The 13890-nt window shown below is 73.8% G+C and carries 13 protein-coding genes; 12 read left to right on the forward strand and 1 reads right to left on the reverse strand.

Translation table 11 applies throughout. The features are described from left to right. Window positions 1–2: 2 nt before the first annotated feature. From H6H00_RS00110 to H6H00_RS00130, 5 genes are all read left to right on the forward strand, one after another. On the forward strand, window positions 3–683 hold the full coding sequence (locus H6H00_RS00110) for a hypothetical protein (protein WP_185719369.1): 681 nt from the start codon (window positions 3–5) through the stop codon (window positions 681–683). An 855-nt stretch (window positions 684–1538) separates the two neighbouring features. Next, window positions 1539–2393 (forward strand): ABC transporter permease, encoded by an 855-nt coding sequence (locus tag H6H00_RS00115; protein WP_185719370.1) that lies wholly within the window; start codon window positions 1539–1541, stop codon window positions 2391–2393. Further along, window positions 2390–3229, forward strand: a complete 840-nt coding sequence (locus tag H6H00_RS00120; RefSeq protein WP_255425489.1) for an ABC transporter permease — start codon at window positions 2390–2392, stop codon at window positions 3227–3229. The genes H6H00_RS00115 and H6H00_RS00120 overlap by 4 nt, the downstream gene beginning before the upstream one ends. Then, entirely contained in the window at window positions 3213–3977 is a 765-nt protein-coding gene (locus tag H6H00_RS00125) for an ABC transporter ATP-binding protein (protein ID WP_185719371.1), read from the forward strand. The genes H6H00_RS00120 and H6H00_RS00125 overlap by 17 nt, the downstream gene beginning before the upstream one ends. A gap of 25 nt (window positions 3978–4002) precedes the next feature. Further along, window positions 4003–4971 (forward strand): ABC transporter substrate-binding protein, encoded by a 969-nt coding sequence (locus H6H00_RS00130; RefSeq protein WP_185719372.1) that lies wholly within the window; start codon window positions 4003–4005, stop codon window positions 4969–4971. A gap of 31 nt (window positions 4972–5002) precedes the next feature. On the opposite strand, the gene H6H00_RS00135 is transcribed toward H6H00_RS00130, so the two are convergent. Beyond that, window positions 5003–5779: an IclR family transcriptional regulator gene (locus tag H6H00_RS00135; RefSeq protein ID WP_185719373.1), complete on the reverse strand. Its 777-nt coding sequence runs from the start codon at window positions 5777–5779 to the stop codon at window positions 5003–5005. 58 nt (window positions 5780–5837) lie between these two features. Here H6H00_RS00135 and H6H00_RS00140 point away from each other — a divergent pair, with 58 nt between their 5' ends. Genes H6H00_RS00140 through H6H00_RS00170 form a run of 7 tightly spaced genes read left to right on the forward strand, consistent with a single transcriptional unit; the run spans window position 5838 to window position 13859 of the window. Next, window positions 5838–7100 (forward strand): FAD-dependent oxidoreductase, encoded by a 1263-nt coding sequence (locus H6H00_RS00140; RefSeq protein ID WP_185719374.1) that lies wholly within the window; start codon window positions 5838–5840, stop codon window positions 7098–7100. Further along, window positions 7097–8191: a cupin domain-containing protein gene (locus H6H00_RS00145; RefSeq protein WP_185719375.1), complete on the forward strand. Its 1095-nt coding sequence runs from the start codon at window positions 7097–7099 to the stop codon at window positions 8189–8191. Before H6H00_RS00140 ends, H6H00_RS00145 begins: the two co-directional genes overlap by 4 nt. A gap of 2 nt (window positions 8192–8193) precedes the next feature. Next, complete coding sequence (locus tag H6H00_RS00150; protein ID WP_255425490.1) at window positions 8194–9114, forward strand: fumarylacetoacetate hydrolase family protein; 921 nt, start codon at window positions 8194–8196, stop codon at window positions 9112–9114. Between the two features lie 56 nt (window positions 9115–9170). Next, window positions 9171–10400 (forward strand): acyl-CoA dehydrogenase family protein, encoded by a 1230-nt coding sequence (locus H6H00_RS00155; RefSeq protein WP_185719376.1) that lies wholly within the window; start codon window positions 9171–9173, stop codon window positions 10398–10400. Then, complete coding sequence (locus tag H6H00_RS00160; RefSeq protein WP_185719377.1) at window positions 10397–10936, forward strand: adenylyltransferase/cytidyltransferase family protein; 540 nt, start codon at window positions 10397–10399, stop codon at window positions 10934–10936. Before H6H00_RS00155 ends, H6H00_RS00160 begins: the two co-directional genes overlap by 4 nt. A 31-nt stretch (window positions 10937–10967) precedes the next feature. Further along, entirely contained in the window at window positions 10968–12338 is a 1371-nt protein-coding gene (locus tag H6H00_RS00165; RefSeq protein WP_255425491.1) for a BPG-independent phosphoglycerate mutase family protein, read from the forward strand. A 45-nt stretch (window positions 12339–12383) separates the two neighbouring features. Further along, a complete protein-coding gene (locus H6H00_RS00170) occupies window positions 12384–13859 on the forward strand; it encodes a flavin-containing monooxygenase (protein ID WP_185719378.1) in 1476 nt (491 codons plus the stop codon). The last annotated feature ends 31 nt before the right edge of the window (window positions 13860–13890 follow it).

A 13890-nucleotide genomic window follows, 5' to 3' on the forward strand; every position in this document is an offset into this window, starting at 1 on the left:
GTGTGAAGGTCACGATGCGGTCATACCTGTCGACAGCCCATCTGTGGATGGCCAGGCATTGCGCTGCCTACACATCCAAGTACGAGACGCAGCACAAGGCAGAGCGGTCAGCATTCCATATCCACCAACGCGCATATGTCATGTCAGCAGTAACTGAGGCAGTCGCGTTCGTCGAAGCACTCATCAACGAGTTCTTCACCGATATTCACGACTCGCACGCCGATCGATACGACAGTCTGGGACCTGAAGTGCTCGCAACTATCCGAGGCTATTGGTCCATAGCCGGCAGCGGGAACAACGTATCAGTGCTCACAAAGTACGAGATGGCCCTACTTTTATGCGGCAAGCCTGCATACGACAAAGGCGCTGAACCTTACCAATCCATGAAAGCTGCGATCGATTTGCGAAACTGGCAAATCCACTACAGGCCAAAGAATGTCGGCGACGAATCGAGCTACGACGTAGCAAAACGACTGGTCGGCAAGTTTCCGGACTGCGCATTAATGGCCGGTAGTGGAAATGCGTGGTTCCCAGACCGAGCTCTCGGTGCAGGTTGCGCGCAATGGGCGGTCAGTTCCGCATTGGCTTTCGCAGACCACTTCGTCGAGACGCTGGGAGTCGAACCCAACTACAGGATCGTGCAGCATCCAGATGAACCGCCGCCGATACCAGCCGGAACGTAGCTGCCCCCTCGGCCGTAATCATCCACGCCACGCCGGCGGAGTACAGGGCGCCTACGGCGTCGCTACGCGATGGCTGCGCCACCCTGGACACCACCACCGCGACGAGCAAGGCGGCCAGGACGAGGGAGCCGGGGAGGTGTGGGCCGAACCCCGGCGCGGGTCGGCTCAAGATCGCATCCCACGTTTACCTACCTGGAACGGCCTGGAACGACGCCAGATGACCCGTAGGCGCCGGAACTGTCCGCCCAGCTCAGCGGCATTGTCCGGCACCATGCGGCACCGTCCCGAGACACCGACTCGGAATCTCTAGGTCGCAGGTTCGAGTCCTGCCGGGGGCACAGATCCGCTGGTCGGCCGGATGACCGGGCCGACCCGGAGGCACGGGGATCCGCCTCCCGCGTCGGACGCGGTGTGCGACGGCACGAAGGCCTCCTGCCGCGCCGGCGCGCCCCCGACGGAGTCGCCGTCCGACACCGCGACGACATCCGGACGCCCGGCAGCCCCTGCGCACCGGAGGCGACGCGCCGGCGAGCGACGAAGCGGTCTCGCCCCGGGTCGGCACGACGATCAGCTGCACGGCCGCCGATGCGAGCAGCACGCGGCCCCGGGTCGGGACGGGCCGGCGTCCTTCGTGGATCACCGGTGCTGGTCCCGGTCGGCCGGTCGTGTCCGAGGGGCACCACGCCAGAGGGGTGAGCGGTCACCCCGATCCGGAACCGAGGATTCGACATGGAGGAACTTCGACCCCTCTTTGGCGCGCTGAGCGAGTCGTCGGGCTAGCGTCCCGGGGCATCGCGTGTCCCCGGCCACACCCACCGGCCGGGCACGACCCCGATCCCAAGGAGGGACGTCACGGTGAACTGGTCGACCGTCACCGCCCGGGCGCCGGGGAAGGTGACGACACCCGCCCCGGCACCCGCGGTGACCCCGGTGAACGCGCGGCTCCGCACGGTCGGGCTGGGCGTCGCGGGCGTGCTCGGCACGACCGCGGTGCTGGAGCTCGCCGTCCGCGGCGGCCTGCTGCCCGCGGCCTGGTTCCCGCCGCCGAGCGAGATCCTCCCCGCGTTCGCCGCGCTGGTCACCACCGGCGAGCTGTTCGCCCCGGTGGGCCAGACCCTGCAGGGCTGGGTGCTCGGCATCCTCGCCGCCACCGTGGTCGCGGTGCCGCTCGGTGTGCTCATCGGCTCGGCCGACCTCGCCCACCGGATGTCGCGCTTCCTGCTGGAGTTCCTGCGGCCCATCCCGCCGGTCGCCCTCATCCCCGCGGCCGTGCTGATCTTCGGTTCCAACCTCGACATGAAGGTGTTCCTCATCGCCTTCGGCACGTTCTGGCCGGTGCTGCTGCAGACCGTCTACGGCGTGCACGACGTCGACCCGACCGCGCGCGACACCGCCCGGTCCTACGGCCTGGGCCGCCGGGCCGTGCTGTGGCGGATCACCCTGCCCAGCGCGCTGCCCTACCTCGCGACGGGGTTGCGGATCGCCTCGGCGATCGGGCTCATCCTGGCCGTGACCAGCGAGATCGTCGTCGGGGTCCCGGGGATCGGGGTCGGCATCACCGACGCGCAGTCGGCGGGCGGCGCGGAGGCCCGGATGTACGCGTGGATCCTCGCCGCAGGGCTGCTGGGCTGGGCCCTCAACGGGGTCCTGCAGACCGTCGAGCGCCGCACGCTGCACTGGCACACCTCCTTCCGGGAGGTGGCCCGGTGATCCGCGACCGCCTCACCGGCTGGGGCCTGGCGATGGTGGTCCCGGTCGCCCTGCTCGCCGTCTACGACCTGTGGGCCCGGACCGCGGGCGACTTCTTCTTCCCCCCGCTGTCGGAGATCGGCTCCACCTTCGCCGAGCAGTGGCTGTTCGCCCGCGTCGCCACCGACCTGCTGCCGAGCCTGGCCCGGATGCTCTCCGGCTACGCGCTGGCGATCGGGGTCGGCGTGGCGCTCGGCGCGCTGCTCGGCTTCTCCCGCACGTGGGCGACCGCACTGGACCCGGTGCTGCAGTTCCTCCGGGCCCTGCCGCCGCCCGCGCTCATCCCGGTCTCGCTGCTCGTGTTCGGCGCCGGGGACAGCGCCAAGATCTTCCTGATCGCCCTGGGCGCGCTGTGGCCGGTGCTGCTCAACACCGTCGACGGCGTGCGCGGCGTCGACCGGACGGCGCTGGACATGGCGCGGTCCTACCGGGTGCCCGCCCGGGCCCGGTTCACCCGGCTGATCCTCCCGGCCGCGCTGCCCCGGATCTTCGCCGGCGCCCGCACGGCACTGGCCATCGCGATCATCCTCATGGTCGTCAGCGAGCTGATCGGCGCCGACAACGGCGTCGGCTACCTGGTCCAGCTCTCCCAGCGCGGCTTCGACATCCCGGAGATGTGGGCAGGCACGGTCCTGCTGGGGCTGCTCGGCTTCGCGTTCAACGCCCTGTTCCTGGCGGTGGAGAAGCGGGTCCTGCACTGGCACCTGGCCACCACCGGCCGCGGGCCCGCACCGACCCCGCCGCAGCGCCGCACCGCCCCGACCCCGACGGAGACCGCCGATGCTCGACGTCCGTGACCTGACCAAGACCTACGACCCGGCGGGCGCTCCGGCGATGGCCGACCTGTCGTTCACCGTGGGCGAGCGCGAGTTCGTCTGCATCGTCGGCTCCTCGGGCTGCGGGAAGACGACGATGCTGCGCTGCCTGTCCGGGCTCGTCGACCCGACCTCGGGCGAGGTGACCCTCGACGGCGCCCGCGTCGACGGCCCGCCGAAGGACATGGCGTTCGTCTTCCAGGACTACAGCCGCTCGCTGCTGCCCTGGATGACCGTCGCCGGCAACGTCTCGTTCCCGCTGCCCTACAAGGGCCTGTCCGCGGCCGAGGTCGCCGCCGCCACCGCGGAGGCGCTCGACGCCGTCGGTCTCGGCGACCGCGGCGACAGCTACCCGTGGCAGCTCTCCGGCGGCATGCAGCAGCGGGTGGCGATCGCCCGGGCGCTGGCCTACCAGCCGCGGATCCTGCTGATGGACGAGCCGTTCGCCTCCGTCGACGCCCAGACGCGCGCCGACCTCGAGGACCTGCTGCTCGACATCTGGCGCCGCTTCGACATCACGGTCCTGTTCGTCACCCACGACATCGACGAGGCGGTCTACCTCTCGCAGCGGGTGCTGGTGCTGCGCCGGCCCGCGCACGTGCACGAGGTCGTCGAGGTCGACCTGCCCGTCGAGCGCGACCAGCTCGCCACCAAGGCGCTTCCGCGCTTCGGACAGCTGCGCTCCCGCGTGCTGTCCAGCCTGCGGGCCCCCGAGCCCGCGACCGGCTGACCCCCTCCCACCAGAAAGGCACCCGATGAAGACCTGGCCCCGCCTCGGCGCCGTCGTCGCCGCCGCGGCCCTGCTCACCACCGCCGCCTGCTCCGGTTCCGGGTCCGCCCCGCAGGCCGGTGCGGACGGGATGACCCCGCTGCGCATCGCCGAGACCGCGGGCGCGCCCCTGAACTTCCTCACCTACGGCGACGAGCAGGGCTTCTTCGCCGACGCGGGACTGGACCTGGACATCGCCTCGTCCAGCGGCGGGGCCACCGTGATCCCGCAGCTGATCAGCGGGGACCTCGACGTCGCGGGGTCGAACATCGTCTCCGGCATGATCGCCATCAGCCAGGGCCTGCCGCTGCGGATGGTGGCCGCGGGCACCAGCACGTCCGAGGACCCGGAACAGGACTTCTCGGCCCTGATGGTCGCCGCGGACAGCCCGGTCGCCGGGATCGGCGAGCTCGCCGGGCAGCGGGTCGCGGTCAACAGCCTGCGCAACATCAACGACATCGTGCTCGGCAACGAGCTGGAGCAGGCCGGGCTGGGCTACGATGCCGTCGAGTTCGTCGAGATCCCGTTCCCCGAGATGGCCGCCGCCGTGGAGCGCGGCGACGTGGCTGCGGCGATGATCATCGAACCGTTCATCACCGTCGCCGAGGGCCGGGGGCTGCGGATCATCGGCCGGCCCTACACCGACCTGCGCCCCGGACTGCAGATCGGGACGTTCCTCATGAGCGAGCGACTGGTGGGGTCCTCCCCCGAGCTGGTCGCGTCGTTCCAGCAGGCGGTGCAGGCCACGGCCGACTCCATCGCCGCCGATCCCGCCGCGTTCCGCGCGGCCCTGCCGCGGATCAGCGACACCGACCCCGCCCTGGCCGAGAACGTGCGGATCAACCTGTGGCGTGGGACGACCGACCGCGAGTCGCTGGAGCTGGTGATGGGCCTGATGGTCGACTACGGGCTGGTCGACGCCCCGATCGCGCTCGACGACGTCGTCGTGGGCTGACCGCTCCGTGACCCGACGCGGAGCGGCCCGCTCACTGCGTGCGCAGCCGCTCGTGCACCAGGTCCGCCCCGCGCAGCACCGCCGGGACGAAGGCCCGGATCGCCTCCGCGTCGCCCATGCGGCTGCTCGGGGCGGCGACGCCCAGCGCGGCGAGCGGCTGACCGACGGTGTCGCGCAGGGCCACCGCGACCGCGCAGACCCCGTCGGCGCTCTCCTCCCAGTTCAGCGCGTAGCCGCGGGCACGGATCGCGGCCAGCTCGTCGAGCAGGGCGGTGCGGCCGGTCAGCGCCGCGTCGGTCGTCGCGGCGGGCAGCTCCTCGTCGGGGTAGCGGCGCAGCACCTCCGCGTCCGAGAGCCCGGCCAGGATCGCCTTGCCGACGGCGGAGGCGTGGGCGGGCCGGACCACCCCGGTGCGGTTGCCGACCCGGACCGACCGGGGACCCTCCGCGCAGTCGACGAACCGGATGCTCGCGCCCTCCAGCACCGCGAGGCTGACGGTCTCCCCCGTCAGCTCCCGCACCTCCTCCAGCACCGGCCGGGCGACCCGCCGGATGTCGATCCGGCTCACCGCGGCGAGCCCGATCTCCACCAGCGCCGGACCGGGCCGGTAGGCGCCGTTGGGCCGGTCCTGCATGACGAAGCCCCGCCGTCGCAGCGCGCTGAGCAGCCGGTGGGCGGTGGACCGCGCCACCCCCAGCAGGTCGGCCGCCTCGGCCACCCGCAGCGCCTGCCGCTGGCCGATCAGCTCGAGCAGCCGCAGCGCGTTGTCCACCGAGGTGGAGGGCGGAGACGGGACCACGTTCGACATACCGGAACTCTAACCGAACCCATTCCAACGGACGGAACCGATGTCTAGCCTCAGCGCCATGTCCTGGGACCCAGCCACTGCCGCACCGGTGAACGAGGACCACCCCGTCGTGGTCGTCGGCGGCGGACCGGTGGGGATGACCGCCGCCGCCGCGCTCGCCGCGCACGGCCTGCCCGTCGTCCTCGTCGAGCTCTCGCCCGAACCCCGCCCGGACTGGCGGGCGAGCACGTTCCACGCCGCCACGCTCGAGCTGCTCGAGTCGATCGACATCACCGGGCAGATGCACGCCGAGGGGCTCGTCGTCCCCACCTACCAGTTCCGCGACCGCCGCGACGGGCTGATCGCCGAGTTCGACTTCGGCCTGCTCGCCGACGAGACCCGCTTCCCGTACCGGCTGCAGCTCAACCAGCAGCACCTGGTGCGGATGCTCGCCGAGCGCCTGGACCGCGACGAGCACGTGCGGCTGCGCTTCGGCACCCGGCTGACCGGGCTGCGGATCACCGCCGACGGTGCCCGGCTGCAGCTCGCCGGCCCGGACGGGGACACCGAGCTGGACGCGTCGTACGTCATCGGCGCCGACGGGCCGCGCAGCGCGGTGCGCAACGCGCTGGGCGTCGCCTTCGACGGGTTCACCTACCCGGAGCGCTTCGCGATCACCAGCACCTCGGTCGACCTGCAGGAGCTGCTCCCCGACCTGGGGCACGTCAACTACGTGGCGGATCCGCAGGAGTGGCTGTTCATCCTGCGCACGCCCGAGTCGTGGCGGGTGGTCTGGCCGGTGCCCGGGTCCCTGACCGACGAGCAGGCGAGCGACCCGGACCGGCTGCAGCGCCAGCTGCAGCGCGTCGCCCCGTACGCGGCCGGCTACCCCGTGATCGACCACCAGGTCTACGGCGTGCACCAGCGGGTGGCGGGCGCGTTCCGGGTGGGCCCGGTCCTGCTGGCCGGCGACGCCGCGCACATCAACTCCCCGATCGGCGGGGTCGGGCTCAACTCCGGCATCCACGACGCGATGGACGGCGCCCGGCGCCTGGTCCGCATCGCCGGTGGCGACGCCGACGCCGACGCCGAGCTCGACGCCTACGACCGGGTCCGCCGGACCGTCGCCGTCGAGTACGTCCAGGCCGACACCCAGCGCAACACCGACCGGCTGCGCGAGACCGACGACGGTGTCCGCCGGCAGCACCAGGAGGACATGCGGGCCATCGCCGCCGATCCCGAGCGGGCCCGCGCCTACATCCGCCGGGTGTCGCTGCTGGAGAGCGTGCAGCGCTTCGGGATCGGCCGCCCGCCCGCCGAGCTGGGTGCGGAGGTCCGATGACCGGCACCGGGCACGCGACCGAGCTGGACGCGCTCTACGCCGACCTCGCCGCCGCCGAGCTGCGGCCGCTGTGGACGATCACCGAGCAGCTGCTCACCCCGACCCCGCGGCCCCGCGCGGTGCCGTGGCTGTGGCCGGCGGCGACGATGAAGCCGCTGGCCCGGCGGGCCATCCGGCTCGTGCCCGTGGAGCGCGGCGGCGAGCGGCGGGTGCTGAGCCTGCAGAACCCGGGGCTCGGTGGGGCCCCGTACGCCGTCGGCACGCTCTGGGGCGCGATCCAGTGCCTCGGCCCGCACGAGACCGCACCCGCGCACCGGCACTCCCCCGGCGCGATCCGGTTCGTCCTCGACGGCGAGGGCGTCTGGACCACCGTCGACGGCGACGCCTGCGACATGCGGCCCGGCGACCTGGTGCTCACCCCGTCGATGAACTGGCACGACCACGTCAACGGCGGCGACAGCGAGATGTTCTGGTTCGACGGACTGGACCTGCCCATGGTCGCGGCGCTGGACGGCGTCTTCTTCGAGGAGTACCCGGGGCCGGGCGAGAGCCAGCCCGAGCCCGCCGAGCACAACGTCTCCGAGCGGGTGCACGCCGCGGGCACCCGGTACGCGGTCGGGACGACCGCGGCGCTGAGCCCGCGGCACTCCCCGCTGATGGTCTACCGCTGGACCGACACGGCGGCCGAGCTCGACCGGCTCGCCGCGTCCTCCGACGAGCCGCTGCTGGCACTGGAGTACGTCGACCCCGTGACCGGGGCGAGCGTGCTGCCCACGCTGGCCTGCGCCGTGCACCGGGTCCGGGCCGGGCGGCGCAGCGCGCCGGTGCGGCGCGCGGGCAACGCCGTCCACGTGGTGTTCTCCGGGCACGGCTCCAGCGTGATCGACGGGCAGCGGTTCGACTGGGGGCCCGGGGACATGTTCGCGGTGCCGTCCTGGGCCGCCGTCGAGCACGCGGCCGCGGAGCAGGCCGACCTGTTCGTGCTCACCGACGCCCCCGTGCTGCGGGCACTGGGCCTGGAGCGCGAGCAGGTCCTCGACGCGCCGCAGGCCGTGACCGGCACGTTCGTCCCCCACCCGCGAGAGAGGTAGCCGTGCGACTCGTCAGCTTCCTGACCACCGGCGGCGTGCCGTCGGTCGGCGTCCCCGTCGACGACGGCGTGCTGGACCTGACCGCCGGGCTGGAGCCCGTGATCGGCCCCTCCGGCGCCCACACCGTCAGCCCGATGCGCCGGCTGCTCGCCGCGACCGGCGGCGACCTGCGGGCGCTGTCCGGGCGCGGCGCACCCCGGCTCGGCCGGGGCGAGTACACGCTCCAGGCCCCCGTGCCGGACCCGACGAAGATCGTCGCCGCCCCGGTGAACTACGTCGACCACCAGGCCGAGATGAGCCAGACCGTCCACGTCGGCTCGCTCGGGGTGTTCCTCAAGGCCCCGTCGTCGCTGGTCGCGGACGGCGGTGTCGTGCGGCTGCCCTACTCCGACCGGCGCTTCGACCAGGAGGGCGAGCTCGGGGTCGTCATCGGGCGCACCGCGAGCCGGGTCACCGCCGCCTCCGCGCTCGACCACGTCGCGGGCTACACCTGCGTGCTGGACATGACCATGCGGGGCGGGGAGGACCGCTCGGTGCGCAAGTCGTTCGACACCTTCACCCCCTGCGGCCCGCACCTGGTGACCCCCGACGAGGTCGGGCCGCTGGACGCGCTCGAGCTGCGCTGCGCGGTCAACGGTTCGCTGCGCCAGCTCGCGCGCGTCGCCGACCTGATCTGGGACGTGCCCCGGCTGATCGAGTACGTCTCGTCGGTGATGGTCCTGCACCCCGGTGACCTGATCTCCACCGGGACCCCGGCCGGGGTCGGCGCGGTCGGGCACGGGGACGAGGTCGTCGCCGAGGTCGACGGCGTGGGGCGGCTCGGGGTCACCGTCAGCTCGACCGGTGCCGTCCCGTGCCCGACCTCGGGCGCCGGGGCGGGGCCGGTGCCCCCGGCCGAGCTGACCCCGGTCCGCGGACGCTGAGGACGGCCGCGGCGGCGCCCCGGGCGGGCGGCGGGCCCGGTGGCTACGGTCGGATCATGACCACCGGCACCGTGGCCGCGTCGAGACGCGTCACCGACTACACGACCCGCTTCCGCACCTTCCTCGACGACGAGGTCGCGCCCGTGGAGGCCGAGCTCGCGGCGGCGGGAGTCGGCACCGTGTGGCAGCCCGCCCTGGACGCCGACGGCCGGATGCACCCGGCGGTCTGGGCGGCGCGCCGCGAGGTCCAGCGGCGCTCCGCCCGCGCCGGGCTCTACCACCCGCACGTCTCCACCCGCGCCGGGGGCGACGGGTTCTCCCGCGTGGAGATGCAGCACGTCGAGGAGTACGTCTACCGGAGCTCCGGCCTCGGGCTGGGCCTCGCCGCACTGGGCTGGACCGAGGGCGCCAACCCCGCGATCGAGCACTGCTCCGACGCCGCCCGCGGCCGCTACCTGGAGCCGCTGCTGGCCGGCGAGGTCACCGCGGCGTTCTGCAACACCGAGACCTCGGTGGGCACCGACGTCCTCGCCATGACGACCCGCGCCCGTCGGAGGGGCACCGACTGGATCCTCGACGGCGCCAAGGCGTGGATCACCAACGCCCACTTCGCCGAGGTCCTGCAGGTCGTCGCCGTCACCGAGGCCGGGGCGGGCACGCGGTCGCTGTCGATGTTCCTCGTCGACGGCGACGCGCCGGGCGTCACCCGCGGCCGGGACATCCCCACGATGCTGGGCGACGGCCTGACCGGCGAGCTGCACTTCGACGGCGTCCGGGTGCCGGCGGAGAACGTGGTGCGCGAGGTCGGCGACGGGTTCGCGCTCGCCATGGCGTGGATCAACTGGCGGCGGATGTGCCGCGGCGGGATGTGCGCCGGCTGGGGTTCCTGGCTGCTGGAGCGGGCGATCGACCGGGCGCGCACGCGGCGGTCCGGCGGGCGGCCGATCGCCGACCTGCAGGCCGTGCAGCACCTCGTCGCCGACATGGACGCCGACGTCTACGCCGCCCGCGCCACGTCGCTCGTCGCGCAGGCCGAGCTCGACGAGCTGGGGCCGTTCTCGATCCCGCTGCACCCCGACGCGCCGCGGCTGATCAGCCTGATCAAGGTGGTCAACGACGAGGCGTTCTTCCGGGTGGCCGACAACGCGGTGCAGGTGCACGGCGGCACGGGACTCCTGCAGGGCTCGCCGGAGGAGAAGCTGTTCCGCGTGGCGCGCAACCTGAAGATCCCGGCCGGCACGGTGGAGATCCAGCGCAACGCCATCGCCCGGGGGCTGCTGCGGTGACCACCGGCTGCGTCACGGGGCGGTTCCAGCCCGTCCACGACCAGCACCTGGAGCTGATCGGCATCGCGCTGGCGGAGTGCGACCACGTGATCGTCGCGGTGACCAACCCGGACCCCGACGCCCGCCACGAGGAGTCCACGTCGGCGCACCGGCACACGCCTGCGGCGAACCCGTTCACCTACTACGAGCGGTCCCGGCTGCTGACCGCCGCGCTCGCCGGGGCCGGGTGGGCCGGCCGCACCACCGTCGTGCCGTTCGACCTCACCCGCCCCGCGGTCTGGGCCGCCTACGTCCCGCCCGACGCCCGGCAGTACGTGCGCGCCTACGACGGCTGGGAGCGGCAGAAGGCCGCGGCGCTGGAAGCGGGCGGCTACCGGGTGACCGTGCTCCGCGGTGACCCGGCCGCCAAGCGCTCCGCCACCGACGTCCGCGCCCTGCTCGCCTCGGGCGCGCAGTGGCGCGACGCGGTGCCGGCCGGGGTGGCCCCCCTGCTCGCCGAGCTCCTCGCCGCGACCCCGATGGCGACCCGCCGATGAGCCCGGCGCGGGCGCCGGGCGGGGTGGGCGGGTGAGACCGCCGGAGGCGGTGCTCCCGCGCGCCGACGGCGCGTTCCACCACGGCGAGACCCAGCCGCGGCTGCCCGACGACCGCGTCCCCGTCGTCCTCGTGGTGCTCGACGGGCTCGGCGACCGCCCGGTCCCCGAGCTCGGTGGCCGCACCCCGGCCGAGGCCGCCCGCACCCCGGTGCTCGACGCGCTGGCCGCGCGCGGGGCGTCGGGCTGGCACCTGCCGTTCGGGTGGGGGCCGGCGCCCGCGTCGGAGCTCGCGCACTGGGCGATGTTCGGGTTCGCCGACGTGCCGTTCCCGGGCCGGGCCGTGCTGGAGGCCGTCGGTGCGGGCCTCGACGTGCCGTACGGGACGGCCGTGACGCACGCCGCGCTGCGGGCGTCGCACGCCCACGAGGGCCGGGTGTGGATCGTCGGCCGGGCCGCCGCGGGCGACGCCGCCGATGTCACGACCCTGTTCGACGCCCTCTCCCCGGTCGCCGCCCGGCACGGGGCGGCGCTGCGCGCCCTGCGCGGCCGGGGCGAGGCCCTGCTGACGCTGGCCGGGCACGCGAGCGGCGCCGTGACCGACTCCGACCCGTTCTTCGCCGAGCGGCATCCGTGGCTGCGGGTGCTGCCCGTCTCGCCCGGGGGCACGGCCACGGCGGAGACGCTCAACGCGCTGCTGCTCGACGCCCGCGCCGTGCTCCGCGCCCACCCGGTGAACGCCCGCCGCACCGCCGACGGCCTGCCCCCGCTCGACGTGCTCACCACCAAGTGGTCCGGTGACCGCACCCCGATCCCGACGTTCGCCGAGCGCAACGGCGTCGCGGGCGCGCTCGTCACCCAGACCGGGCTCTACCGCGGGCTCGCCGGCGTGCTCGGCACCGCCCGGCGCGACGTGGCCGCCGTACCGGACGTCGGCGCCGACCTCGCCACCCGGCTCGCCGCGGCCGAGGAGCTGATCGCCGACGGCGCGCGGTTCGTCCACGTCCACACGAAGGCCACCGACGAGGCCGGGCACACGAAACGACCGCACGCGAAGCGGGAGGTGCTGGAGGCGGCCGACCGCGGCCTGGCCGGGCTCGCGGAGCTGGCCGGGCGCGCGGTCGTGGCCGTCACCGGCGACCACGCCACCCCGTCGGTCGACGGCGTGCTGCACACCAGCGACCCCACCCCGCTGGTCGTCGCCGGGCCGGGGGTGCGGCCCGACGGCGTCACCGCCTTCGGCGAGTCGCCCGCCCGGCACGGCTGGTACGGGCAGGTGCGGGCCGCGGAGCTGCTGCCGCTGCTGTTCGCCCACGCCAACCGGCCGGTCTTCCTCGGGCACCGCGCCACCCGGCGGGTGACGTCCGCGCTGCCGGACGATCCCGAACCGATGCCGGCGGACTGAGGACCGGCGGCAGCGGGCGCCGGAGGCCCGGTCCACAATCGGGGCATGACCAGTGATCACGTCGACGTCCTGATCGTCGGGGCCGGGCTGTCCGGGATCGGGGCCGCGTGGCGGCTGCAGCACGACGCCCCCGGCACGAGCTACGCGATCCTGGAGTCGCGCGACGCCATCGGGGGCACCTGGGACCTGTTCCGCTACCCGGGCGTCCGCTCGGACTCCGACATGTTCACCCTCAGCTACCCGTTCCGGCCGTGGCAGGGGCGGGAGTCGATGGCCGACGGGGACCGGATCCGGGACTACATCCGCGACACCGCGGCCGAGGCGCGGATCACCGAGCACATCCGGTTCGGCACGCGGGTGCTGGGCGCGGAGTGGTCGACGCCCGACGCGCGGTGGACGGTGCGCACCGACGGCGGGACGTGGACCTGCTCGTTCCTCTACGTCTGCGCCGGCTACTACGACTACGACCACGGCCACCAGCCCGACTTCCCCGGGCTCGACGACTACGCCGGTCGCTTCGTGCACCCCCAGTCCTGGCCCGCCGACCTCGACCACACCGGGCAGCGGGTCGTCGTCGTCGGGAGCGGCGCGACGGCCGTGACGCTCGTGCCGGCGATGGCCGGGACCGCCGCGCACGTCACGATGCTGCAGCGCTCGCCGTCCTACCTGACGGCGCTCGCGCGCACCGACGGGGTCGCGAACGCGCTGCGGAGATTCCTGCCCGCGGGGCTCGCCCACTCGATCGTCCGCACCAAGAACGTGCTGCTGACCTCGGCGTTCTACCAGCTGTGCCGGCGCCGCCCGGAGACCGCGAAGAAGCTGCTGCGGGCGGGTGCGCTGCGCTTCCTGCACGACCCCGCCTACGTCGACGAGCACTTCACGCCGACCTACGAGCCGTGGGACCAGCGCCTGTGCGTCGTGCCCGGCGGCGACTTCTTCCGGTCCGTCGCGGCGGGGGACGCGTCGGTGGTGACCGCGCGGATCGACCGGTTCGTGCCCGAGGGGATCCGGCTGGAGTCCGGGCGGGTCCTCGAGGCCGACGTCGTGGTCTCGGCCACCGGCCTGTCGCTGGTGGCGCTGGGCGGGATGGACCTCGTGGTCGACGGCGAGCCGGTCGACGTCGGCAGCAGCGTCGCCTACCGCGGCCTGATGCTGGGCGGCGTCCCGAACTTCGCGTTCTGCTTCGGCTACACCAACGCCTCGTGGACGCTGCGCGCCGACCTCTCGTCGCGGTTCGTCGCCCGGCTGGTGCGCCACCTGCGCAGCCGCGGCCTGGCCTCGGCGACGCCGCGGGTGCCGGGCCCGGACCAGCCGCGCCTGCCGTTCCTGGACCTCACCTCCTCCTACGTGCAGCGGGCGGTCGACCGCTTCCCCCGGCGCACCGGCCGGGAGCCCTTCGACGTCCGGCAGAACTACCTGCTCGACCGGCTCGTCATGAGCGGGGCCGCTCTGGGCCGCGACATGGACTTCGCCCCGGCCCGGGTCCCCGCCGCCGTTCGCAACGGACGCTCAACGGACTGACAACGGAGGCCCCTTGCCCCCCGCTCCGCGC

Source organism: Pseudonocardia petroleophila, assembly GCF_014235185.1.
GTDB classification, from domain to species: domain Bacteria; phylum Actinomycetota; class Actinomycetes; order Mycobacteriales; family Pseudonocardiaceae; genus Pseudonocardia; species Pseudonocardia petroleophila.

Coding starts and splice junctions, on each gene's coding strand:
- H6H00_RS00145 (WP_185719375.1), top strand. CDS start 7,097: ATGACCGGCACCGGGCACGCGACCGAGCTGGACGCGCTCTACGCCGAC.
- H6H00_RS00135 (WP_185719373.1), bottom strand. CDS start 5,779: ATGTCGAACGTGGTCCCGTCTCCGCCCTCCACCTCGGTGGACAACGCG.
- H6H00_RS00140 (WP_185719374.1), top strand. CDS start 5,838: ATGTCCTGGGACCCAGCCACTGCCGCACCGGTGAACGAGGACCACCCC.
- H6H00_RS00130 (WP_185719372.1), top strand. CDS start 4,003: ATGAAGACCTGGCCCCGCCTCGGCGCCGTCGTCGCCGCCGCGGCCCTG.
- H6H00_RS00125 (WP_185719371.1), top strand. CDS start 3,213: ATGCTCGACGTCCGTGACCTGACCAAGACCTACGACCCGGCGGGCGCT.
- H6H00_RS00155 (WP_185719376.1), top strand. CDS start 9,171: ATGACCACCGGCACCGTGGCCGCGTCGAGACGCGTCACCGACTACACG.
- H6H00_RS00170 (WP_185719378.1), top strand. CDS start 12,384: ATGACCAGTGATCACGTCGACGTCCTGATCGTCGGGGCCGGGCTGTCC.